We start from the raw sequence: 24,509 nt of genomic DNA on the forward strand, positions 1-24,509 counted from the left end.
CCAATCTACGAACATTAGTTCTTCTATTATAAACTGCTTCTATTCATTGTCAAAGAGATATCTCGTGCACTGCTTTAACTGTTTCGATGGCCTCTTCTAAGTTGTCATAAATATGGTTTCCAACAACGATCGTGTCAGCAATTTTTGACATTTCAATTGCTTGTTGAACCGAAGTAATGCCACCACCATAAAACAGTCGTGTCGATTTTAACACGCTTTTTGCAGCTCTCACCATAGTAGGGTCGCCATAAATGCCGCTATATTCCACATAAAATATGGGCAACTTGAAAAATTTCTCTGCCAATCGGGCTTGTGCGATTACATCTACTTCTTTTAATTCAGTTTGGGCTTCTGTAATGTGTGCTGCCTTACAATCCGGATTTAAAATACAGTAGCCTTCAGGAACAAGTTCATTCCAATCCACGAAGTCACCAAACTCTTTAATCGCCTCTATATGCAAATCTTTTACCCATTCCGTCTTCGTGCTATTGAGTACTGTTGGGATAAAGTAATAATCAAAGCCAGGTGAAACAGACTCAATTGTTGAAATTTCTAGTGCAACTGTCACTGAATATTGTCTGACTCTCATTAATAAATCCATTACTAACTCGAGGGTTATGCCATCTGTTCCACCAACTAGAATGGCATCTGTTCCAGATTCACACACACGTGTTAATGCTTCATCTGAGATTTCCTTTGCAGGATCCAATTTAAAAACGTGACGCCACTCTAAATACTCCATGATGAACCACCTATCATTTTTCTTTTACATTTTCTCTTATTAGTATAACAAAAAACCCTACACGCAGTATGCGGGGGCAAATATTCGGATATGTGAATTTAATCGGCTTTGGTGTGTGAAATAATCGGCAAGACATGGAGTTTAATCGGCATCAACTACGATTTAATCGGCAAAAGCCACGATTTAATCGGTTTCGCCCAATATTCCCCACTGAAGTCCATTCGAAAAAAAGAAACAAAGTGTGAGGGGACCAATTTGTTTTGTTTTCCGCTACGCTTCTGTTAATGAAATGTGTCTGTTTGTTTTATCTCCGTTCATTTTGATTTCTACCCGTTCGCGAGGTTCTTCTACCTGTTCATCATCACTTTCTACCCCTTCGAACTCCGTTTCTACCCGTTCACACAAATTCCTACTCATTCAACCAATTTATTCCACAAAAATACCTCTCAAAACGAAGTATCCACTCAAAAAATTCTTTCAATCTAAACAAGCGAGCCTTTCCTCGATAAAACTATGGAAAGGCTCGTTGGTTAATTGTTTATTGAAATAGATGATATCAATATGGCTATGCAAATCCAGCTTAGATGCCTTTCAAGTGTTAGCTGTAGCGAGAAGACTGGTCAGTGGTTTTCTGATTGGCTTCTCACGGGAGGTATCCACAAAGCGTCGAAGCGGTAGTATTGGAAATATTTAGTCCATTCAATAATGGTACACTTTAGTGACTTCTATTTAGGCAAAAAAAACTGAACAGAGTCTGTCTCTGTTCAGTACTTTGGAAATTGAAATGGCTTTTCATCTGGATATAATCGACCGAGCATTTCATCGTATGTATCGTTTCCATAATCATAACAACGACGCACGCGAGAAATGGTTGCCGTGCTAGCACCGGTCTCATTTTTGATTGTTTCATATGTTTTCTTTAATCGTAATAAATGTGCGACTTCGAATCGTTGAGCTAACGATTGAATTTCACTAATCGTACATAAATCATCGATAAATCGATAGCATTCTTCTATATCCTTTAATTCTAGAATCGCTTTAAATAGTTGATCCGTTTGATGTCCACGAATTTTATCTATTTGCATTGTAGGTGTCCTCCTTTACAATTTACTAAGGTGTAAATGTCACCATTTGATCGATTCCTGGATTTGTTTTGACTAAGTGAATCCACGACTTCCCGGGCACGAGTTTTGCTGGTTGGCCATTTTCCATTGGTACCAGAACACCATCTATTTGTTGCCAGTCAATTTCTTTCATCACACCAGCTTGGAACAAGTATCCTTTTCCACCAGATGTAATATCTATTTGTTGTCTTCCCTCTGAATCAATCGTTTTATGATTTGTTTCAAAAAACAGTACATTGGCTAAGCTCACTTCTTCTCCGGACACTGCATCAATGGTCAAATCTCCTCCGGAAGTGCGATTGTATTGTTGTGTTAATGAGTTATATGAATACACATGGTGAAAGTCTTCACTACTACCGTAACGGATATCGATCATACTCGCAAGTACACCAGCCGGAATTTCTTGAGCAGAATCATAAAATGACAAGGCTGGATATTTCTCTATTTCAGTTCTTGCTCCTACTTTTTCCATTCCTTCTAACAGATGATCATGGTTTATATAAGAATTATGTGGAGCTTTTCGTGCACTTGATCGTTCAAATAACGTTCCATCGTATTGCATTCCGTTAATGTTTGGAACGACTCCATTTGTAAGCATCTGTTTCGCTTCCGGACTGTAGCCATGTGCGACATAGAATGCGTCCAGACCTTTTGTTATTTCAATGAAGTAATCACGAGCACTTCGTACAGGACCCATTTCTTCCGGTATCTCACTTTGGAATAAAGCTAACAGTCTAGTGACATTTCCTTCAGCAACCATTTCAAACACAATATCGGCACTTGCGATGCCTGATTGAGGTCTTGCTGCTGGATGGTTATTGATCGTGACTACCACTGGGCGATTTGTCAATTCTTCGGCATACCGTTCGCCTGAAAAAGGGGCAACATACGGTAAGATTATGGCCTCTTCAACATCTTCAGGTTCCTCGATATTTTCTACTACATTTTCAGGCTCTGCAGCTTCGACTGTTTCTTCTTTGTCTTTTGAACAGCCAGCTATCAATACGACTAAAACTCCTAAAATGAACACAAGCTTTTTCATTTCCCACAAACCTCCTATGGCCTCATAAACGAAGGGAATAGCACTGATTTTTTCATGACATCAAAAATACCACGCTGTGTTATTCGTACATATGGTAAATGTGTGGATTGTAAAAATAATAGTGTATAAATGGCATCCCCATGTGTGTATCCTCGTTCACTTAACGCTTTTTTCAGTGCTAATTCTTGCTCGATTATATCTTCTACTCGCTCGCTTGAAAGTCCTCCACCAATTGTCAGTGGAATATGTGCGACCATTTTGCCCTGTTCAACAAGTACGATTCCGCCTTTCATGCGTTTCATCTCATTAAAGGCAATTAACATATCTTGGCGATTTTTACCAATTAAAATAATATCTCCTGTATTCGAATAAGAGGAGGCAAACCCCTGCACTGACGAAGCAAATCCTTTAATCATGGTGTTAACACGCCATTTCCCCTGCTTGTCAACTAACATTAAATAACTTTCATCATGATCTGTGCTAAGGTCTTCTTCCCCTGTATGAATCGTGACACTGTAAGGTTTTGTGATCACGTCATTGACCATTTCAATCCCGAATGGCATAGAAAATTGGAAATCTCCATCGTGCAGGTCAAAGGGCAAATCTAATTCCCCGAGTAGAGACCAATCAATCTTCGGCAACTGTTGTACTTTCTTGCCATCTTTTTTCAGCCAGACTCCTTTTGACAAGACACTGACAGGAATAGGATTTCGTTCATTTTCTAAAAAGTTTAATGACGCTAGTCTTCCAGTAGCAATAACACCGTGGAGATGGGACATATTATAATAACGTGCTACATTGTAAGAAGCCATTTGATACGCATCAATCGGCTTTACGCCTGCATCTAACGCCACTTGAATACATTTATCCATAACGCCATCCACATGGAATGATGGCGTTGAGCCGTCTGTTGTCATCATTAAGTGGTCAAATACATTAAGTCCTTTTTCCACAATGGCTTTTAGTAAATGTGGTAAATCTGGGCGTATCGAAGAATGTCGTAAAGTTACTGCATATCCGTGTAATAATCGACGTTCAACCTCTTCAAGCGTCATCGCCTCATGGTCACCATTACTTCCGAGCAATCGCATACGTGCTAGAGTTTTTTCGGAAGCCCCTGGAAAATGTCCTTCTACTTTCTTGCCTTTCAATTTCGCTGACTGTATCCAATACAACATTTGGTCATCGCCAGCCAATAAGCGTGGCCATCCCGTTAACTCGCCACCCATCAATACATCAGGACGATCCAACCATTCGCCAATTGATTTCGTTGTAAACAATTCATCTTCATTATCAAGCTCTGTTTGTGAATCAAATCTTGCCCACCAATAAAAAGAAAATGGTAGCTCTTTTAACTGATCCAGTATTGTAAACGCTTTCTCGTTTTCTAGTAACAAAAATAAGATAAGGTTATCTGCTATAAAAGTTGTTGTTCCTAATTGTGCTGCATAATCTGCAAAAGATTGGGGATGATATAGCTGAAATGGATGAACATGAGGTTCGATATAGCCAGGTACAATCACCTTTCCACTCGCATCAATGATTTCTGCCCCGGTTATTGTTGCAGGCATTTCTGGGCCTGCATAAACGATGCGATCTCTCGAAATCCAAATATTCCCTACAACCCATTCTTTCATCATGCTATGTAAGTATGTCGCATTCACGATTACTTTATCAGGGCTTGCTTTGCCGTCGATAATACGTATTTGATTGCGTATTTCACCTATTTTCCATAAAGGTTGTTGCATGTGAACCACTCTCCTTTCCTGTAAAATGTTCTATTTTCAATGCTCACTTATGAAGTATTTTAGATATCATAAAAAGAAAAAGACACCAGGTTGTCCCAATTGTGGTGACAAGCTGTGTTTTTCTAATAGTAGCATAGGAACTATGGAAAAAACAGACTGCAGGGATACTTTTTCGAAAATTCAGATAGGAGGAAACATAGAAATGTCACAAACTCAAAATTTAAGTACACGAAACGCTCTGTGCCGTCTTACCTTAGGTTTTAGCATGCTTTCATATGGTACTGCTAAATTGTCACGGAACCCTTACTCTACTAAAGGATTAATTTTTGTGGTCCTTGGTGCAATGAAAGCTGCGGAAGGAACTGTTAAGTATTGCCCAGTCAAAGCCATGTTGCAGCAAAATGGCATGATAGGTCACACCGGAGACGCTAAAATAAGTAATATGATGAAGGAATTTACACAGGATGGAATGACGGTTACAACATAATGTGTTAAAAGGAGTTTATTCCTGTTCTTGGTGAATTTATTCCTGTTTCATCTATATTAATCTTATAAATATTTAACACAAAACCCGACTTCCGGATAGGAAATCGGGTATTTCAATTTATTTACTTAAACTGTTTGGTTTTCTAGAGGTTCATTATACATGTCTTTATCAATTTCACCTGTGATGCGAGCGGTAGTTATTCCCGAAACAATGGATCCGCTGACATTCACGGCTGTACGTCCCATATCGATTAATGGCTCAACTGATATCAACAAACCAGCTAATGCGATCGGTAAATCCAAAGCCGACAAGACAAGAATCGCGGCAAACGTCGCCCCTCCACCAACACCGGCTACGCCGAACGAACTAATCGCTACCACAGCTACCAATGTCAGTAAGAACATGGGTTCCAGTGGATTTTGACCGACTGAAGGTGCAATCATGATGGCTAGCATCGCAGGGTAAACGCCAGCGCATCCATTTTGACCAATTGTTAACCCAAATGAACCTGCAAAGTTTGCGATACCTGTCGGAACACCTAAACGTGTCGTTTGAGCATTAATAGTTAGTGGAAGCGTACCTGCACTTGAACGCGAAGTGAAAGCAAAGAGTAAAGGTTCTGCCGCTTTCTTCATATAAGTGACCGGATTCAATCCTGAAAGTGAAATGATCAATAAATGAATACCAAATACCACTGCAAGAGCAACGTAAGAAGCAATTACAAATTTCCCTAAGCTATAAATAGCATCGAAATCAGATGTTGCAACTGTTCGTGCCATGATGGCTAAAATTCCGTATGGAGTTAAACGCAAGATGAGCTTTACTACACGCATAACCAGAGCATAAACGGCATCGACCGCTTTTTTCACGAATAAAGCATTTTCTTCTTCTTTACGAGCAATTCCAAGATACGCAAAGCCTAAGAAAGCTGCAAAAATAACAACCGCGATTGTTGAAGTTGGACGTGCTCCAGTAAAGTCTAGGAATGGATTTGCCGGTAATAAGTCAACGATTTGTTGTGGTAAAGTACGGTCTACCACATCTGTTGAACGTTGCTCAATATAAGCACCCCGCTCAGTTTCAGCGGTACCATTCACAATTTGTGAAGCGTCCAAGTCAAATACGACCGCTGATGTAATACCCACTACTGCTGCAATTGCCGTTGTGCCAATGAGAAAGCTTAAAATTAACCCTGCTACTTTACCAAAATTCTTTCCAATCGTCAGTTTTGTAAAAGCCGATAAAATCGAGATGAAAACAAGCGGCATAACAATCAATTGCAGTAATTTGATGTAACCAGTTCCCACAAGATTGAACCATTGAATCGATTCATTTAGAACCGTTGAACCCGCTTCATACATATAATGTAAAACAAGGCCATAAACAATCCCGATCCCAAGACCTGCGAAAACGCGTTTTGAAAATGAAACATGTTTACGCCCCATATAATAAAGAAGGATAAGTAAGAGCAGGAACACCCCAACATTGATAATAGCAAACACCGTATCCAAAATGATTCCTCCTGCTGAATGTATTTTCAAAATGAAAATGTCTGTCCGTTCCAGTTGGTATTAACTAACTTTGCCGACTACCTGTTTCCTCCTTTCCTACATGGTTTACAACTTTTGATTTTCAGCCTTGTGGACTGTGAGATATCAAGTTTTTGGACATCCAGATCAATGTTATGAGTAATATCGCATCATTAAATTCGAATTTAATTCGTTTATTGGTTAATGAAAACCACCTATCCATTAGCCAAGTTTTTCAGCAAGACCTGCTACTATCCACAATGCTTATGTGTAAACTATATGAAGAAAAAACACTCTTTATTATAAGAAAGGAATCAACTTTTGGAATATTCTAATGTGGTGAAGTGGAAATACCCATTGAATTTCAACATTCCCTTCTTTTCTTCACGATTCCAATAATTTAAAGCGATGTCCAAAGTAGATAGTAATGAATAGCGAAGTTGGATATCTAGGCATATTAAAAGAGCCCAATTCGAATGTGAATTTGGGCTCTTTGTACGTTTAAATGAAGTTTTGTACTTCTCTATTGAACGGGTTATACTCTTTTTGAAGACCGGTTTTTTGTCAGGTTAACGCACGCCAACCAATATCATAGCGATAGAAAAATCCATCCCACTTCATGTCAGCTAATGCATCGTACACTTGTTGTTGTGCTTCTTTTAGTGACGAAGCTTGTGCAGCCACTAAAATCACGCGTCCACCATTGCCAACAAAGTGTCCTTTTACTTCCTTCGTTCCAGCATGAAAAAAATGTAGATTTGCTGGAAGCTTCGTAAGATCAGGCAGACTTGCGCCTTTCTCCACATGTTCCGGATAGCCATTAGCGGCAATCACGACGCCTACTATTTCTTTATTCGACCATTCCAATTCAAATGGTTGTTCATCCATAAGTGAAGTCATAAAATCTCCAAAGTCAGAAGTCATTCGTGGCAATACGACTTGTGTTTCAGGATCGCCGAATCGGGCATTGAACTCGATTACTTTTGAGCCTTCAGAAGTTAAGATTAACCCTGCGTACAATATGCCTGTAAACGATGTGCCTTCTTTTGTCATCGCTTCGACAGTAGGAACCACAATTGTATTATACGCTTGTTTTATCACATCTTCCGAGATATGCGGAACGGGTGAATACGCACCCATTCCGCCTGTATTCGGTCCTCGGTCCCCGTCGAATGCACGTTTATGATCTTGTGCAATGACCATCGGATAAATCTGCCCGTTATGGACAAATGACATATAAGAGAATTCTTCACCCTCAAGAAATTCTTCAATGACTACACGAGAAGAGGAATCGCCAAACTTTTGATTGCCAATCATGTCTTCCACTGCATCCAGTGCTTCTTGTAACGTCATCGCGACGATTACACCTTTACCAGCAGCTAGACCATCCGCTTTCACGACGATCGGTGCACCCATTTTACGGATATAATCTTTTGCATCATTCACATCTGTAAATGTTTCATAATCTGACGTTGGGATATCGTATTTCTTCATTAGTTCTTTTGCAAATGATTTACTGCCTTCAATTTGAGCAGCTGCTTTTGTGGGACCAAAAATACGTAGTCCTTCCGCTTCAAAATAATCGACAATTCCTGCTGCTAAGGGTTGTTCAGGCCCGACAAACGTTAAAGAGATACCATTCTCACGCACGAATGAAGCCAGCTTTTCAAATTCCAATGCTTTAATCGCCAAACATGTTGCATCATGTTTCATCCCATCATTGCCTGGTGCTACATACACCTCTGTTACTGACTGGGAGTTTTTAAATTGACGTACTATGGCATGTTCACGCCCACCACTACCGATTACAAGTACTTTCAACAAAATAACCCCCTAGTGTTTAAAGTGTCTTACACCTGTAAATACCATAGTAATTCCGTATTCATTTGCTTTTGAAATAGAATCTTCGTCTTTCACAGATCCACCCGGTTGAATAATTGCAGTAATACCGGCTTTCGCAGCCGTTTCGACCGTATCGTTCATTGGGAAGAAGGCATCTGATGCAAGAGATGCACCATGTGCTTTTTCTGCCGCTTGTTCAAGGGCAATTTTCGCTGCGCCTACACGATTCATTTGGCCAGCACCGACGCCTAATGTCATTTGGGAATCTGTTACAACGATGGCATTTGATTTCACATGTTTGACTACGCTCCAGCCTAGTTTCAGTGCTACCCATTCTTCTTCGGTTGGTTGACGATCAGTTACGACACGTACTTCTGCATCTGCAAAACCATATGTGTCAGGCTCTTGCATCAGCAATCCACCTTCAATTGATACGGTGTTCCATTTGTCTTTTTTGCTTTGTTCAAATGGAATTGTTAAGAGACGAATATTTTTCTTTTTCGTTAATAGGTTCAATGCTTCTTCTGTAAATGAAGGAGCGATAATAATTTCCAAGAAAATGCCTGAAAGTTGTGTAGCTGTTTGCGCATCTACTTCACGGTTAAGGGCAACAATTCCACCAAAAATAGACATGCTGTCCGCTTCGTATGCTTTCTCAAATGCTCCTGAGATGGTTTCCCCAGTCCCAACTCCACAAGGATTCATATGTTTAACCGCTACCGCTGCTGGTATTTCAAATTCTTTAATGATTTGAATCGCTGCATTGGCATCTTGAATATTGTTATATGACAACTCTTTCCCATGCAGTTGCTCAGCTGAAGCAATCGAGAAATCCGATCCTAGTGAACGTTTGTAGAATGCTGCTTTTTGATGAGGGTTTTCGCCATAGCGAAGTGGTTGTTTTAATTCATATGTATACGTTACTTGCTCTGGGAATTCTTCACCCGCAAGTTCTGTTAAGTATCCTGAAATATAAGAATCATAAGAAGCTGTGTGACGGAATACTTTTGCCGCTAATCGACGACGTGTTTCGATGGTTGTTTTTCCATCCGCTTGTAATTCCGCTAGTACTGCCGGATAGTCCGCTGCATCTGTAATGACCGTTACATACGCATGATTTTTTGCAGACGCACGCAACATGGCAGGTCCGCCTATATCAATATTTTCAATCGCATCGTCAGCAGTCACGTCTGGTTTTGAAATCGTTTCACGGAATGGATACAAGTTGACACATACAACCTCAATTGGCTTGATGCCATGCTCATTCATTTGTGCTTGATGGTCGGCATCATCGTGTTTTGCAAGTAACCCCCCATGAATCATTGGATTCAATGTTTTCACGCGTCCTCCTAAAATTTCAGGAAAGCCTGTCACTTGATCGACTGGAGTAATGGCCACACCATTTTCTTGTAGATAAGCTTTCGTTCCACCCGTTGATAAGATTTCATATCCGAGCGATTCTAGTTCTTTTGCGAATTCAAGAATACCTGATTTATCTGAAACACTGATTAGTGCACGTTTTGTCATGAAAAACCCTCCATTATTAGAAAAGCAACAAGCCATAAGTTGTCAAAGGAACAAAGGTTAAGTTCGCGACTTCCTGGTGCTCCTGCGTTTACTCGTCGCAAAATGCAGGGCCAAGAAATTTCGCAACGCCTTCGTGCCCCACATCCAGTGGGCCACGGCTCCATAATTGCTGTAACGTTTTTGTATAAAGTTCGTGTTCGACTGCGTGAATGCGTTGTTCTGTTTTCTCCAGGTCCCCGTCAACAACTTCAACCGCTTGTTGGGATATGATCGACCCAGTGTCCATTCCTGCATCTACATAATGGACAGTCACTCCTGTAACTTTTACGCCATATGCCAATGCTTGTCCAATGGCATCCTTACCCGGAAATGCAGGCAATAAAGACGGATGAATATTAACGATTCGATTTGCAAATGCCGATAATAAAGTATTCCCAATTAATCGCATATATCCTGCTAACACGAGCCATTCAACTTCAAGATTGGTCAACTCTGTTAAAATAGCTGCTTCGTAGTCTGCTTTTGAAGGGAATTCTTTTGGTTGCAAAGCTACAACGGAAACTCCCGCTTTAGTTGCCCGCTCCACCACTAAGGCTAGTGGTTTATCCGTTACGATTGCCACAATCTCAGCATGTAATTCTCCTGAGTGTGCAGCATCTACGATGACTTGAAAATTACTTCCACTCCCTGAAGCAAAAACAGCCACCTTTGGCTTACGCTTCATCTACTAAACTCCCATCGTGTGTTCCCGAGAATTCAACGCCTTCACCTATCACTACTTTACCAATTACATAGGCATTTTCACCATTTCGCGCAGCCAATTGAATCGCTTGTTTAGCTTGATCTTCTGGAAGTGCAATGACAAAACCTATGCCCATATTGAATACGCTATATAAATCGCGATCAGCTAAATCGCCTTTTTCTTTCAACATATTGAACACTGGTAATACAGGCCAAGAGCCCAACTCAATATGAACACCTAAACCTGCTGGCATCATACGAGGTAAGTTTTCATAGAAGCCCCCACCGGTTACGTGTGCCATCCCATGAACATCGAGCTCATCATGAATCGCACGAACCGGTTTCGCATAGATTTTTGTCGGTTCAAGCAATGCTTTTCCGATTTTACCTAGATGTTCATACCCCGCGACATAAGAATCAATCTCATACCCCTGGTCTGCAAATACGATTTTCCGAACAAGCGAATAGCCATTCGAATGGATCCCACTTGAAGCAAGTCCAACTAAAACGTCTCCCGCTTGGATTCGTTCACCTGTTACAAGTTTTGATTTTTCAGCCACGCCAACCGCAAAGCCGGCTACATCATATTCATCTGCTTCATACAGGCCTGGCATTTCTGCCGTTTCCCCACCAATAAGTGCAGCTCCTGCTTGTACGCAGCCATCAGCCACTCCTTTAACGATTTGTTCAATCTTTTCAGGTTGTGCTTTGCCCACTGCTAAATAATCCAGGAAAAATAACGGTTCCGCTCCTTGAGCGACGATATCATTGACACACATTGCTACACAGTCGATACCAATCGTGTCATGTTGATCGGTCATAAAGGCTAATTTTAATTTTGTCCCCACGCCATCGGTACCAGATATCAACACGGGTTCTTTGTAATTGAGTGATGACAAATCAAACATGCCACCAAATCCACCAAATTCTCCCATAATGCCTTTACGAGCAGTACGATCCACATGCGACTTCATTCGCTTTACAGCTTCGTAGCCAGCTTCAATATTTACACCAGCTTGTTCATATGCTTTTGACATATACTACGCCTCCTATCGAACCAATTCTTTTTCATGCGGCAACACTGTATCCGGATAGATCTCTGTTGGGTAATTATTCGTAAAGCAAGCCAAACAATGTCCCGCTTCTGGCCCTTCATCTGTACGACCAATCGCTTTTACCATCCCTTCAACTGAAAGGAATGTTAATGAATCGGCCCCAATTAGTTCACGCATTTCTTCTATAGTATTGTTCGCAGCAATGAGTTCTTCGTTTGAACTAATATCAATTCCATAAAAACATGGGTTTTTAATCGGCGGTGAACTGATGACAACATGTACTTCTGTCGCCCCCGCTTCTTTCAACATATTGACGATTCGTCTGGATGTCGTACCACGCACGATCGAATCATCGACCATGACAACGCGTTTTCCATTTACTACCTGTCGTACTGGTGACAGCTTCATCTTCACGCCACGTTCGCGCAAATCTTGCGAAGGTTGAATAAACGTCCTACCTACATATCTATTTTTAATTAACCCTAATTCATATGGAATTCCTGTTGCTTCAGAAAAACCAATCGCCGCTGATATACTCGAGTCCGGTACCCCTGTCACCACATCTGCATCAATCAGAACTTCTTTTGCCAGTTCTTTGCCTAAGCGTTTACGGGCCGTGTGGATATTAATCCCGTCAATATCTGAATCAGGACGTGAGAAATACACGTATTCCATTGTGCAAATAGCACGTTTTGCAGGAGCTGCAAAGTGTTCAATACGTAACCCATCTTTGTTGATGATTAATAATTCGCCCGGTTCAACTGAACGAATACATTCAGCACCGATAAGATCAAAAGCACATGTTTCCGATGCGACAACCCATGCATCGCCTAATTTCCCTAATGACAAAGGACGTAAACCATTCGGATCAACCGCTACCAACATCTCGTCTTCGGTCAGGACCGCTAATGCAAACGCACCTTTGAGAAGTTTTAACGCATTTTTTGTCCGTTTTTCAAATGTTGATGAACCGCTTTTTTTGATTAAGTGAGCCAATACTTCCGTATCTGACGTGGTTTGAAAGATACTGCCTTCACGTTCTAGATGTTGCTTCAAATGGTTGGCATTCACCAAATTCCCATTATGGGCAATCGCTAAACTCCCAGTAGTTGAACGGAACATAAGGGGCTGTACATTTTCAATCCCCCCACCACCAGCTGTTGCATAGCGGACATGTCCAATAGCAGCACTGCCATTCATATGATCAAGCTTTCCGGGAGTAAATACTTCACTGACTAGCCCTTCCCCTTTTACGGCTTGAAGTCGTTGACCATCAGTTACGACAATCCCCGCTCCTTCTTGCCCACGATGTTGAAGTGCATGCAATCCGTAATACGCAATTTGTGCCGCATTGGGGTCACCCCATATTCCAAAAACGCCACACTCTTCGTTTAAACCTCTGAGTTCAGCAAGCATGGAATGGCTCCTTTCCAAGCGGATCGGAATTCTTCAACAGAACCTGACACCCACTCTTCGCCATTTTCACTTCTAATAATGACGGACTTATCTGATGTAACGGTTCCAATATTCACTGCGTCATTGACGATTTCTTCGAATGTAGCAGCATGTTGAGGTTTCACAGTCACGATAAAGCGAGATTGTGATTCACTGAATAAAGCTGTAATCGCTGATCCGTTAATTGTTACATCGACACCCAAGTCTTTTGCACCAAATGTTTTTTCTGCCAATGCTACTGCAAATCCGCCTTCAGCAATGTCGTGAGCTGAAGCAACAGTTCCGGCTTGAATGGCTTGCAACAAAGCATTTTGACGAGCAACTTCAACTTCTAAATCAATGGATGGGGCTTGTCCAAAAATACGACCCTCAACTAATTTTTGTAATTCACTACCACCAAATTCAGTGATTGTTTCGCCAATCAAATAAACGAAATCTCCAGCTGCCTTCACGTCTTGTGTTGTTACGTGAGATAAATCTTCTACTAGTCCAACTAAGCCAATAGTTGGTGTTGGATACACAGCAACTCCACTGCGTTCATTGTATAGTGACACGTTCCCACCAATTACTGGTGACTCAAGTGCTAGACAAGCTGCTGCCATACCGTCGGCTGATTTTTCCAGTTGCCAGAAAATTTCTGGCTTTTCCGGATTTCCAAAATTCAAGCAATCGGTAATCGCCAATGGTTTTGCACCTGAACACACGACATTACGTGCAGCTTCTGCTACTGCAATTTTCCCGCCAGTTTCCGGATCTAGGTAAATGTAGCGAGAGTTACAATCCGTCGTCATCGCTAAACCTTTGTTCGTTCCACGTACACGAACAACTGCTGCATCTGAGCCAGGAGCTACAACTGTGCTTGTACGAACTTGATAGTCGTATTGATCATATACCCATTCTTTTGATGCAATGGTCGGTTGTTTTAACAAGTTTAGTAATGTTTCTTTATAGTCAGCGACTTGAGGTTCCACGTTTTCCATCTGTTGAAATTCTTTAAAATAGGCAGGAACACTTGATGGTTTATAATAAACTGGAGCTTCTTCTGCTAAAGCATCTGCCGGAACGTCTGCCACCACTTCGCCTTTGTGAATTAAACGAAGCATCTTATCGTCTGTTACTTGACCTACAGCGACTGCATCTAAATCGTACTTTTCAAATAGCTCAACGATTTCAGGTTCTCGACCTTTTTTCACCACAATTAACATACGTTCTTGAGATTCAGACAACATCATTTCGTAAGCCGTCATTCCAGATTCGCGTTGTGGAATATCGTCTAAATTCATTTCAATCCCGAACCCTGCTTTAGAAGCCATTTCAGCTGAAGAAGAAGTCAGTCCTGCTGCTCCCATGTCCTGAATCCCAACTAGGGCATCTGATTTCACAAGTTCCAGACACGCTTCTAGCAACAGTTTTTCCATGAATGGATCACCAACTTGAACGGCTGGCCGTTTTTCTTCAGAAGTTTCACTTAATTCTTCAGAGGCGAATGTCGCACCGTGAATCCCATCTCGACCAGTTTTCGCTCCTACATACATCACTGTATTACCAACACCCGAAGCAATCCCTTTTTGAATGTCTTCGTGGTTTATTAACCCAACACACATCGCATTGACTAATGGATTTCCGGCATAGCAATCGTCAAACTGAATTTCGCCGCCAACTGTAGGAATACCGATACAGTTCCCGTAACCAGCAATGCCTGCTACTACTTCTTCGAACAAATAACGAACGCGTGGTGAAGTTAACTCACCAAAACGTAACGAATTCAGCATCGCGATTGGACGTGCACCCATTGAGAAAACGTCACGAATAATCCCGCCGACACCAGTTGCAGCCCCTTGATAAGGCTCGATCGCTGATGGGTGATTATGCGATTCCATTTTGAAGACAACCGCTTGTCCATCCCCAATATCTACAATCCCTGCACCTTCACCAGGACCTTGAAGAACGCGAGGACCTGTCGTTGGGAACTTGCGTAAAATAGGTTTCGAGTTTTTATACGAACAATGTTCCGACCACATAACTGAGAACAATCCAGTTTCCGTGTAATTCGGTTGACGTCCTAAAATCTTTACTACCATCTCGAACTCTGTATCAGATAAGCCCATTTGAGCGTATAGTTTCTGTTCTACAATTTGTTGAGGATTTGGTTCAAGCATGACTGACATGAGATTCCCTCCACTGTTTAACGATAGATTTGAATAGTGCTAGACCGTCTGTACCACCAATGAGTTCATGAACGGCACGTTCTGGATGAGGCATCATGCCTAAGACATTTCCACGTTCATTAACTATCCCTGCAATATCTTCCACACTGCCATTTGGATTGTCGCTATTGTACGTAAAGACAATTTGATTGTTCGCTTTTAAGGAAGCTAGTGTTTCTGCATCACATGTATAGTTTCCTTCACCATGGGCGATTGGAATGTTAAGTATTTCGCCTTTAGCATATTCACTTGTAAACAGCGTATCGTTATTCACAACTTTTAATTCAACCGTGCGACACATGAATTTCAAGTTCTTATTACGAAGTAATGCACCAGGAAGTAGACCGGCTTCTGTTAATATTTGAAACCCGTTACAAATGCCAAGGACTGGTTTCCCAGCTTCTGCAGCCTTCTTCACTTCGCTCATGACATTCGAGAATTGAGCGATTGCCCCACAACGCAAGTAATCTCCGTAAGAGAATCCACCTGGTAATAGAATTCCGTCATAGCCACTTAAATCTTTCGTGTCATGCCACACATACTCAGCTTCTTCGCCTAGCTCGTCTTTAATCGCGTGATACATGTCTAAATCACAGTTCGATCCTGGGAATACGAGGACTGCAAACTTCATTTGCTGACAGCCTCCTCGACATCATATCGATAATCTTCAATCACGGTATTGGTCAGTAGTTTTTGACACATTTCTTTTACAATCACATCTAACTCACGTTCAGAGTCATCTACCTGAAGTTCTAAGTATTTACCAATGCGTACATCAGCGACTTCGTCGTAGCCCATTGTATGAAGAGCTCCCATTACCGCTGAGCCTTGTGGGTCTAATACGCTTTCGCGAAGAGTTACATAGATTTTTACTTTTTTCATTGTGTGATTCCTCCTAGACGGGATAGTATGATTTCGTATGCGTCCGTTAATTGTCCTAAATCTCTGCGGAACACGTCTTTGTCGAGCTTTTGTTTTGTTTTTTCGTCCCATAATCGGCACGTATCAGGTGAAATTTCATCCGCAAGCAAAATTTGATTCTCTTCATCTCGGCCAAACTCTAGTTTGAAATCTACTAAAATCACACCAATTTCTTTGAAAAATTGTGTCAATACTCCATTTACTTGTAATCCTTTTTCATATAGAGCCTTTATCTCGTCTTTTGAGGCAAGGTTCAAAAGCTCAATATGCTCTTCCGTAATTAGTGGATCTCCAAGTTCATCGTCTTTATAGTAGAACTCGACAATGGGACGTGCGAGTTCTACTCCTTCTTCAAGTCCAAGACGTTTCGCCAAACTACCAGCTGCAATTTGACGAACTACAACTTCAATTGGAATAATGTCGACTTTTTTCACTAATTGTTCATGATCGGATAATTGTTCAACGAAGTGAGAATCAATGCCTGCCACTTTCAGTTTTTTAAAAAGCAAAGAAGTGATTCGGTTGTTTAACGTACCTTTTCCAGCAATTTCAGCTTTCTTTTCACCGTTAAACGCAGTTGCACTATCTTTATATTCCACAAAAAGAATATCCTTTTTATCTGTTGCGTATAGACGTTTCGCCTTACCTTCATACAAAAGCTGACCTTTTTCCACGTGTATCCCTCCGATTAATTTAGTCCGAGTCGTTCGAAAATCATGTCTACATGTTGGATATGATAGTTATAGTCAAAACAATCATCTAATTCTTCTTTAGATAAATGAGCAGTTATTTTTTCGTCTTGATCGACAACTCCACGGAAGGAAATTTGGTTTTCCCAAGCTTCCATTGCACACGGTTGAACTGTGTCGTAGGCCTCTTCTCGAGCTAACCCTTTATCAATCAATGCCAGTAAGACACGTTGAGAATAAATCAAGCCAAGTGTGCTGTTCATATTGCGTTTCATATTTTCAGGGAACACCGTTAAGTTTTTGATAATGTTACCGAAACGATTGAGCATATAATTCAGCGCGATGGTTGCATCCGGTAAGATTACACGCTCCGCAGATGAATGTGAAATGTCACGTTCATGCCATAATGACACATTTTCATAAGCAGTTAACATGTAGCCGCGAATCAATCGTGCAAGTCCTGTCATATTTTCAGAACCGATTGGGTTGCGTTTATGTGGCATTGCAGAGGATCCTTTTTGACCTTTCCTGAATGATTCTTCCACTTCACGCGTTTCTGATTTTTGTAAGCCACGTACTTCTGTTGCAAACTTCTCTACAGATGTTGCGATTAACGCTAGTGTGCTCATATATTGCGCATGACGGTCACGTTGAAGAGTTTGTGTAGAGATCGGTGAAGCAGCGATGCCTAAGTTGTCGCACACAAATTTTTCTACGAACGGATCGATATTTGCATACGTTCCAACTGCACCAGACATTTTTCCGGTTTCGATTGATTTTGCAGCCGCTTCAAAACGTTCTACATTACGTTTCATTTCTTCATGCCATAATGCCAATTTTAAACCAAATGTTGTTGGTTCAGCGTGAACACCATGTGTACGTCCCATCATGACCGTGAATTTATGTTCTTTAGCTTTAGTAGCTAAGATTTCAACAAAGTTGTTTAAGTCTTTACGAAGAATCTCGTTTGCTTGTTTGATGATGTAAGAAAGAGCTGTATCAACTACATCAGTAGAAGTTAATCCGTAATGTACCCATTTACGCTCATCGCCAAGCGTTTCGGATACAGCACGCGTGAATGCTACCACATCATGACGAGTTTCTTCTTCTATTTCCAATATGCGATTCACATCAAAAGAAGCATTGGCACGAATTTTAGCCACGTCTTCTTTAGGAATATCGCCAAGTTCTGCCCAAGCTTCACAAGCCAATATTTCAACTTCCAACCATGCTTGGTATTTGTTTTGTTCTGTCCAAATTGCTCCCATTTCAGGGCGAGTATAACGTTCTATCATATTTTTTCTCCTTCTATTCTGACCAAATGCCAGAATGCTTGATTTCTTTTAGCGTTTTATTTATATCGTCTGTCAAAATGGTGACATGTCCCATTTTACGTTTGGTTTTCGCTTCATCTTTGCCGTATAAATGAATGGACCAATTCGGGTATTTTAAAATAGCTTTTGATAAAGGGACAACATGCTCTCCTAGTACATTTACCATGACCGTCGGTTGAAATAATGCTGGTTTTCTAAGTGGCCATCCACAGATTGCACGAATATGTTGGTGGAATTGTGAGATAGTACACCCTTCAATTGAATAATGTCCTGAGTTGTGCGGTCGCGGTGCCAACTCATTAATTACAATCGTGTCATCTTCCAGTACAAACATCTCAACAGCTAGCGTACCAACTAGTTGCAAATGATCGGCAATTTGTTGGGCTGCTTCAGTAGCTTGTGTAAGAATGATGTCAGATACACGAGCAGGTACGATTGTTTCATGTAAAATATGATGTTTATGAATATTCTCCCCAACAGGCAGGCAATACGTTTCTCCGTTTCCATTCCGTTGCACGATAACCGAAATTTCTTTTGTGAAAGGCACATAGGCTTCCGCAACACATGCACCATGTTCAAACAGTGGATCGGCTAAGGGTAAATCCTCTTTGTTATGTAACATTACTTGTCCTTTGCCATCGTAACCACCGAATGCTGTCTTAACTATAGAAGGAAAGCCAATCTCATCAATTTGTGCGTTCAGTTCCAGTGGGCTTGTAGCGATGATATACTCCGCAACTGGAACGTTTGCTTTACGAATCTCAGCCTTTTCGGTAATGCGGTTTTGTGTGATGCGAACAAGTTCAGCACCTTGGGGTACATACGCAATTTCTGTTAATCGCTTTAACCCTTCATAGTCGATATTTTCGAATTCATACGTAATGACGTCGCTTACTTCTGCCAGTTCTTCTAATGCCGTTTCATCGTTGTAAGGTGCCACAATTCGAATATCAGCTACTTGTCCACATGGTGATTCCATTGATGGGTCGAGTACGGCAATCTTGAAGCCAGCTTCTTTAGCAGCCAAAGCCATCATCCGCCCTAATTGACCACCACCAATAATCCCAATAGTTTGACCTGGATAGATGGTTTTCGTCATATTAAGTCACCGTTGCTTTCTAGCACTTTTTCTTTCGTACTTTCCCTGCGTTGTTCTAGTTGGCTTGCCAGTTCAAGATCAGTCATTGCAAGCATTTGAGCCGCAAGCAATCCCGCATTCGTTGCACCTGCTTTTCCGATGGCAACAGTGGCTACTGGAACCCCGCCCGGCATTTGAACAATGGAAAGTAAGGAATCCATTCCATTCAGTGCTTTTGATTGAATCGGAACACCGATTACTGGTAACGTTGTTTTCGCTGCGACCATACCAGGTAAATGTGCTGCCCCACCTGCTCCAGCCACAATGACTACTATTCCTCGATCACGTGCAGATTGAGCATATTCAAACATTAAATCCGGCGTACGATGCGCCGACACAACTTGTTTCTCATAAGGTATATGAAGCTCATCCAATATTTCACATGTATGCTTCATTGTTTCCCAATCACTCGAGCTTCCCATAATCACGCCAATTTTTGCAGTCATTGAAATCGCTCCTTTTATAGAAAAGCGTAATGTGCCACTCTAGCTCAACACCGGCGCTGGAAGAAACGAATCGGAAACCTGTTTCCGCTTGAGTTTCTGAAGCTTAGGTGTGAGCTGGCACATGCAGCTAGACAATTTTTAGAAAAGCGTAATGTGCCACTCTAGCTCGTAAAAACGAACGTTTTGCAAGCGAGCTGGTACTTGTAGCTAACATTTAAACAACATAAAAATCCCCAAATAAACTGCTCACTAGTACGTGAAAAGCAGTTTACTTGAGGAAGTAAAAGAAAATTGTCTATGAGCGGCTGTCATATACATATGCAGACTCACACCCTTCTTTACATACCTTAAGTTGCTTTCCCGCATAGTCCGGTCATTAAGGTGACCTGGTAGAGACGCTAAAGCCAATTCTTTAGCATATATGGGGATATTCGATGTTTCCACTGTTATTTTAACAAGAGAAACTAGATGAGTCAACATAAGAATGCGAACAATAATTATTTAGACAACAGTATCGTTCGTCTTTTTGGCTATTTTTAGGCTATTCCAAAATGTACGTGCCTTTAAATTGAATGATTTGACGGATTGGTACAACTTCTCCATTAACTTCTTGGAACAAAGGTTCTTCTCTTCTGCCAGTCGGCATATAACCTTCCTCATTCATACGTTTCAAACAATCATCAATTGACTCATTCTCTTCCACATCAAACCAAACTGTTTTTTTCTTCATTTGAATAGCTTTCCTTTCTTAACTGTTTTGACCCAGAAACCACCATGAATCGCTTTCGGTTCATACGTAATAATAAATGCTTTTGGATCCAAATCTTTGATTATCGCATATAACTTTAGTTCATATTTACGAGGCGTTAAAATTTGCATCGCTTTTCGATTGCCTTCCAATCCACTCGCTTCCCAGTCTGTCACACCATATCCTTTTTCACGCAGAAGTCGAGGCAATGACCTGCTTTCTTCAGTGATTACATTCACGGTGATATAACCTAGTGCCATCTTCTCTTCAATCTTCGTCCCAATAATGACGCCTGTCCCATAACCAATTGCATAGGCCATTATGTTTTGAATTTCATCTAAATTATCCAGAACAAGTCCAAGACCTACTACATAAACCACCACTTCAATCATACTAAGAAAAGCCGCAATATACCGATAACCCTTGAGTGTGAGAATCATCCGTATCGTGAAAAATGTAACGTATACAATATTTATAGTAAATATAATAAGCACCATGACTAGTGCATCTAAACTCATTTGAATCCTTCCCTTCTCCTTGGACAGCTGAACTCATCTTATTAGAGATGTATCCATATATCAAGGATTTAAAACAAAAAGCCACGATAGCTTTGGAAAGCTTTCGTGGCAATTTCATTATTTTCCTAAAGGAGAAATGACAGTTGTGACATATTCGGCAATGCTTTGAATTTCCTCTTCGGTAAGCATTGTTTCAAATGCCGGCATGGCAGCACCACCAGTTTTAATCTGTTCTATAACGGCGTTTTTATCTGAAGTGACTTTACTTACTTGTAAATCCGGTCCATTATGACCGCCAGTACCTTGATTGCCATGACATGAAAGACAGCTATTCCCATACAATGTCAGCCCTGCTTCTGTGTCTGCACTCGCTGTGTCATTCGACTCCTCATTCGAATCATCTTCTTCTTCAGATTTATCTTCTGTAGAGACTGGTTTAAGTTCACCATTGAGAGCAAACGTATATAATTTGTCTCCATGTTTTGTACCGGCTAATGAATTTCCTCCTGCTAAAATTGAAACGTATTGAACTCCATCTATTTCATACGTGATGGCTGGCGCGTTTGCTCCCGCATCTAACATGTACTCCCAAACTTGTTCCCCAGTTTTGGCGTTGTAGGCTATCAGACGACCGTCATTATGACCAACGAATACTAGGTTACCTTTAGTCGTTAATACACCACTGTACGCAGGAGAATCCCAAACATGTTGCCATGCAATTTTATTTGTTTTTACATCGATTGCTGTAACTGTACCTCTTGATGGAGCACCCATAATCGGCGCGATGATACTTCCGATATACATACTGCCTTCTTCAAACTCACCTTCACTTCTTTCGAAAGCAAAGTATTGATCGCTTGCTAGTACGTAATAATATTCAGTGTCTGGATTATAGGCTGATGGTGGCCAGTTCGCCCCTCCTGCTGGTCCAGGTTTAATTGTCAACGGTTCTTCCCAAAACGGATCGAAAAGTTTACCAACTTTCCCTTCAAACGTCGGACCTAGGTCATTTTTTACGTCTTCTTCAGTAATTTCTTGTGGAACGAATGAATCTCCAACGGGATAAGGCTGTGTGGCGGCAGTTTTTTGGCGCTCATCTTGTGGTACAGCCTTCTCTTCAATTCCAACCAATGGTGTTCCATCAGTTCGATCTAGGAAGTAAACCCAGCCTGTTTTACCTGCTTGTGCGATTCCTTTACGCATTTTCCCATCCATTTCTACATCGTATAAAATAACTGGGTTGGAAGGATCCATATCCCATATATCATGATGTACTTCTTGGAAATGCCATTTGTACTCGCCAGTCTCAGCATCAAGAGCCAGCACGCTGTTTGCAAATAAGTTATCTCCTTCACGATCACTACCGTCAAGGTCTGGAGCCGTATTCCCGGCTGCAAAATAAATATAACCTAATTTTGGATCTACTGCAGGAGTTTGCCACACTGGAGCTCCTCCTGTTAACCATGAGTCATTTTCTTCATAAGGCCATGAACCCTGATCATATCCTTCTTCTCCGGGACCAGGAATGGTATTGAATCGCCATACTTCGCGACCATTATCTGAGTCGTAAGCCATCATACGCCCACGAATCCCGTACTCTCCACCCGCAACACCCGTATAGACTTTACCGTTATAGTAAAGAGGAGCATTTGTAATGGTATAGCCTTCTTGCCAGTTAGCTACTTCTGTTTCCCAAAGTACTTCGCCTGTTTGTTGGTCAAGTGCAACTAAACGAGCATCAAGTAACGTTGCAAATACTTTACCTTCGCCAACAGCTACGCCACGGTTATTCCAACCACAACATACTGTATCCAACTTATCAGTAACTTCCGGACGCCATTCCCAGATGTGTTCACCAGTAACCGCATCTAAAGCTAGTACATCATTTTCACCAGTAGTAATAAACATAACACCATCGACAACAAGTGGCGTTCCCTCACCGGAAAATTTAAAGTCTAACCCAGATCCCAGACTAGTTATCCATGTTGGTTTTAAATCTTTTATCGTCTCAGTCGTAATTGCTTCCAATGGTGAGTAACGTCGATTATACAAATCACCACCATGAGTGGCCCAATCAGTCCCTGGAAGTTCTACTTTAATTCCGGAATTCTTGGTGGTTAACTGCTTTTCTTCGTCGCCGACAGGAGAAATAGTTATACCTGGAGCAACTACATCTTTCTCTTTTTCTTGCCCCATCGTGACAATGAGAATAATCATTGCCGTAATGACTACAATAACACCTGTAATTAGTGCATAAATAAACGCTTTGTTTCCACTCAGCATTTCAACTACCCCCTTTTTTATCTAGTACACTACCTTCATGAAAGAATATTATAGAAAAATAGTACGCAATTTATCTTATTCATGGCTTGTTCGTTTCATTCGCTATTTTTCGGAAATCGAATGAAACTTCGTTTAAAAATACCTAACGAGCTTTTCCTCGATTTTATCGAGGAAATTTTCGCTTGTTTAGAATGAAGGGACATCAACAGTGACCTCCGCGTCAGCGAAATGGCTTCTATTTAAGGGGTATTTATTTTGGAGTGAATTGGGCTTTCTCATAAGACAAGTTACATTTTGACGTGAGATAGAATAATTTTTCCCCTAAAATCGGGGTAAAGAAATTTTATTAACTCATTTAATAGTGCAAAATGGTTCTGTTTTCGCTATGCACCTGTTCAAAACACTTTAAAAACACACAAAATGACCGATATCCATACAGGTATCGGTCTGTCATTTGCCTAGCGACGTCCTACGCACGCAAGGGGAAACCTCAACTACCATCGGCGCACGAGCTTAACTTCCGTGTCCGAGCTGCGAAAGACAATGAACGGCAGAACTTCGTCAACCACAGGTCTTCGGGCTACGAAAAGAGATGCACTTCGTAAATCTCGCTCATCATTTAATATAGAACCAACTGGGAAACCCAAAAAGTATACACAAAAAAACCGAACCCCTAAAGGTATCGGTTTTTCTATTTGCCTAGCGACGTCTTACGCACACAAGGGGAAACCCCCAACTACCATCGGCGCACGAGCTTAACTTCCGTGTCCGGGCTGTGAAAGATGATGAACGGCAGAACTTCATCAACCACAGGTCTTCGATTCTCGCGTATGAGATACGCTCCGAGTCTCTTCCCTTTGTTTCCTCGAACTCTTTGTTCCTCCTCTTTCTCGCACACCTCCTACTTAAGAAACAACAATAACCAACAATAAT

22 protein-coding genes and 1 riboswitch are annotated in these 24,509 nt (G+C 41.3%); of the genes, 1 reads left to right on the top strand and 21 read right to left on the bottom strand.

Annotated elements, in window-relative coordinates; all coding sequences use genetic code 11:
- Positions 1-49: 49 nt before the first annotated feature.
- The 5 genes from pcrB to GY23_RS10695 all read right to left on the bottom strand — a co-directional run bounded on the left by pcrB (position 50) and on the right by GY23_RS10695 (position 4,656).
- Positions 50-742, bottom strand: a complete 693-nt coding sequence (gene pcrB / locus GY23_RS10680; RefSeq protein WP_075619204.1) for a heptaprenylglyceryl phosphate synthase — start codon at positions 740-742, stop codon at positions 50-52.
- Between the two features lie 270 nt (positions 743-1,012).
- Positions 1,013-1,159 (bottom strand): hypothetical protein, encoded by a 147-nt coding sequence (locus GY23_RS18275; RefSeq protein WP_161487597.1) that lies wholly within the window; start codon positions 1,157-1,159, stop codon positions 1,013-1,015.
- Between the two features lie 347 nt (positions 1,160-1,506).
- Positions 1,507-1,827: a YerC/YecD family TrpR-related protein gene (locus GY23_RS10685; RefSeq protein ID WP_075619205.1), complete on the bottom strand. Its 321-nt coding sequence runs from the start codon at positions 1,825-1,827 to the stop codon at positions 1,507-1,509.
- A 25-nt stretch (positions 1,828-1,852) separates the two neighbouring features.
- A complete protein-coding gene (locus GY23_RS10690; RefSeq protein ID WP_075619206.1) occupies positions 1,853-2,908 on the bottom strand; it encodes a DUF3048 domain-containing protein in 1,056 nt (351 codons plus the stop codon).
- 14 nt (positions 2,909-2,922) lie between these two features.
- Positions 2,923-4,656, bottom strand: coding sequence for an adenine deaminase C-terminal domain-containing protein (locus GY23_RS10695; RefSeq protein WP_075619207.1), 1,734 nt, complete (start codon positions 4,654-4,656; stop codon positions 2,923-2,925).
- Between the two features lie 202 nt (positions 4,657-4,858).
- Between GY23_RS10695 and GY23_RS10700 the strand changes: the two genes are divergently transcribed.
- Complete coding sequence (locus GY23_RS10700; RefSeq protein ID WP_075619208.1) at positions 4,859-5,143, top strand: YgaP family membrane protein; 285 nt, start codon at positions 4,859-4,861, stop codon at positions 5,141-5,143.
- Positions 5,144-5,268: 125 nt separating this feature from the next.
- Here GY23_RS10700 and GY23_RS10705 read toward each other — a convergent pair whose 3' ends face one another.
- The 16 genes from GY23_RS10705 to GY23_RS10780 form a co-directional block, all read right to left on the bottom strand.
- On the bottom strand, positions 5,269-6,588 hold the full coding sequence (locus GY23_RS10705; RefSeq protein WP_084544111.1) for an L-cystine transporter: 1,320 nt from the start codon (positions 6,586-6,588) through the stop codon (positions 5,269-5,271).
- A gap of 648 nt (positions 6,589-7,236) precedes the next feature.
- Positions 7,237-8,493, bottom strand: coding sequence for a phosphoribosylamine--glycine ligase (gene purD / locus GY23_RS10710; RefSeq protein WP_075619210.1), 1,257 nt, complete (start codon positions 8,491-8,493; stop codon positions 7,237-7,239).
- Positions 8,494-8,505: 12 nt separating this feature from the next.
- Positions 8,506-10,041 carry a bifunctional phosphoribosylaminoimidazolecarboxamide formyltransferase/IMP cyclohydrolase gene (gene purH / locus GY23_RS10715; protein WP_075619211.1) on the bottom strand — a complete coding sequence of 512 codons (1,536 nt, stop codon included), beginning with the start codon at positions 10,039-10,041 and terminating at the stop codon, positions 8,506-8,508.
- An 88-nt stretch (positions 10,042-10,129) separates the two neighbouring features.
- Positions 10,130-10,765: a phosphoribosylglycinamide formyltransferase gene (gene purN / locus GY23_RS10720; protein WP_084544107.1), complete on the bottom strand. Its 636-nt coding sequence runs from the start codon at positions 10,763-10,765 to the stop codon at positions 10,130-10,132.
- Positions 10,755-11,819 (bottom strand): phosphoribosylformylglycinamidine cyclo-ligase, encoded by a 1,065-nt coding sequence (gene purM / locus GY23_RS10725; protein ID WP_075619212.1) that lies wholly within the window; start codon positions 11,817-11,819, stop codon positions 10,755-10,757. Before purM ends, purN begins: the two co-directional genes overlap by 11 nt.
- A gap of 12 nt (positions 11,820-11,831) precedes the next feature.
- Positions 11,832-13,253, bottom strand: coding sequence for an amidophosphoribosyltransferase (purF, locus tag GY23_RS10730; RefSeq protein ID WP_075619213.1), 1,422 nt, complete (start codon positions 13,251-13,253; stop codon positions 11,832-11,834).
- Positions 13,229-15,460, bottom strand: a complete 2,232-nt coding sequence (gene purL / locus GY23_RS10735) for a phosphoribosylformylglycinamidine synthase subunit PurL (protein ID WP_075619214.1) — start codon at positions 15,458-15,460, stop codon at positions 13,229-13,231. The genes purF and purL overlap by 25 nt, the downstream gene beginning before the upstream one ends.
- Entirely contained in the window at positions 15,444-16,130 is a 687-nt protein-coding gene (gene purQ / locus GY23_RS10740; protein ID WP_075619215.1) for a phosphoribosylformylglycinamidine synthase subunit PurQ, read from the bottom strand. Before purQ ends, purL begins: the two co-directional genes overlap by 17 nt.
- Positions 16,127-16,381 carry a phosphoribosylformylglycinamidine synthase subunit PurS gene (gene purS / locus GY23_RS10745; RefSeq protein ID WP_075619216.1) on the bottom strand — a complete coding sequence of 85 codons (255 nt, stop codon included), beginning with the start codon at positions 16,379-16,381 and terminating at the stop codon, positions 16,127-16,129. Before purS ends, purQ begins: the two co-directional genes overlap by 4 nt.
- A complete protein-coding gene (purC, locus tag GY23_RS10750) occupies positions 16,378-17,094 on the bottom strand; it encodes a phosphoribosylaminoimidazolesuccinocarboxamide synthase (protein ID WP_075619217.1) in 717 nt (238 codons plus the stop codon). Before purC ends, purS begins: the two co-directional genes overlap by 4 nt.
- Positions 17,095-17,108: 14 nt before the next feature.
- On the bottom strand, positions 17,109-18,404 hold the full coding sequence (purB, locus tag GY23_RS10755) for an adenylosuccinate lyase (protein WP_075619218.1): 1,296 nt from the start codon (positions 18,402-18,404) through the stop codon (positions 17,109-17,111).
- Between the two features lie 13 nt (positions 18,405-18,417).
- Positions 18,418-19,542 (bottom strand): 5-(carboxyamino)imidazole ribonucleotide synthase, encoded by a 1,125-nt coding sequence (purK, locus tag GY23_RS10760; RefSeq protein WP_075619219.1) that lies wholly within the window; start codon positions 19,540-19,542, stop codon positions 18,418-18,420.
- A complete protein-coding gene (gene purE, locus GY23_RS10765) occupies positions 19,539-20,027 on the bottom strand; it encodes a 5-(carboxyamino)imidazole ribonucleotide mutase (RefSeq protein ID WP_075619220.1) in 489 nt (162 codons plus the stop codon). The genes purK and purE overlap by 4 nt, the downstream gene beginning before the upstream one ends.
- Before the next feature lie 345 nt (positions 20,028-20,372).
- A riboswitch (purine riboswitch) is annotated at positions 20,373-20,472 on the bottom strand.
- Positions 20,473-20,568: 96 nt separating this feature from the next.
- A complete protein-coding gene (locus GY23_RS10770) occupies positions 20,569-20,757 on the bottom strand; it encodes an NETI motif-containing protein (RefSeq protein ID WP_075619221.1) in 189 nt (62 codons plus the stop codon).
- Entirely contained in the window at positions 20,754-21,293 is a 540-nt protein-coding gene (locus GY23_RS10775; protein ID WP_075619222.1) for a DUF2179 domain-containing protein, read from the bottom strand. The genes GY23_RS10770 and GY23_RS10775 overlap by 4 nt, the downstream gene beginning before the upstream one ends.
- A 117-nt stretch (positions 21,294-21,410) precedes the next feature.
- Positions 21,411-23,576, bottom strand: a complete 2,166-nt coding sequence (locus tag GY23_RS10780; protein WP_075619223.1) for an outer membrane protein assembly factor BamB family protein — start codon at positions 23,574-23,576, stop codon at positions 21,411-21,413.
- Positions 23,577-24,509: the final 933 nt, after the last annotated feature.

The organism is Paenisporosarcina indica, from assembly GCF_001939075.1.
Classification (GTDB): domain Bacteria; phylum Bacillota; class Bacilli; order Bacillales_A; family Planococcaceae; genus Paenisporosarcina; species Paenisporosarcina indica.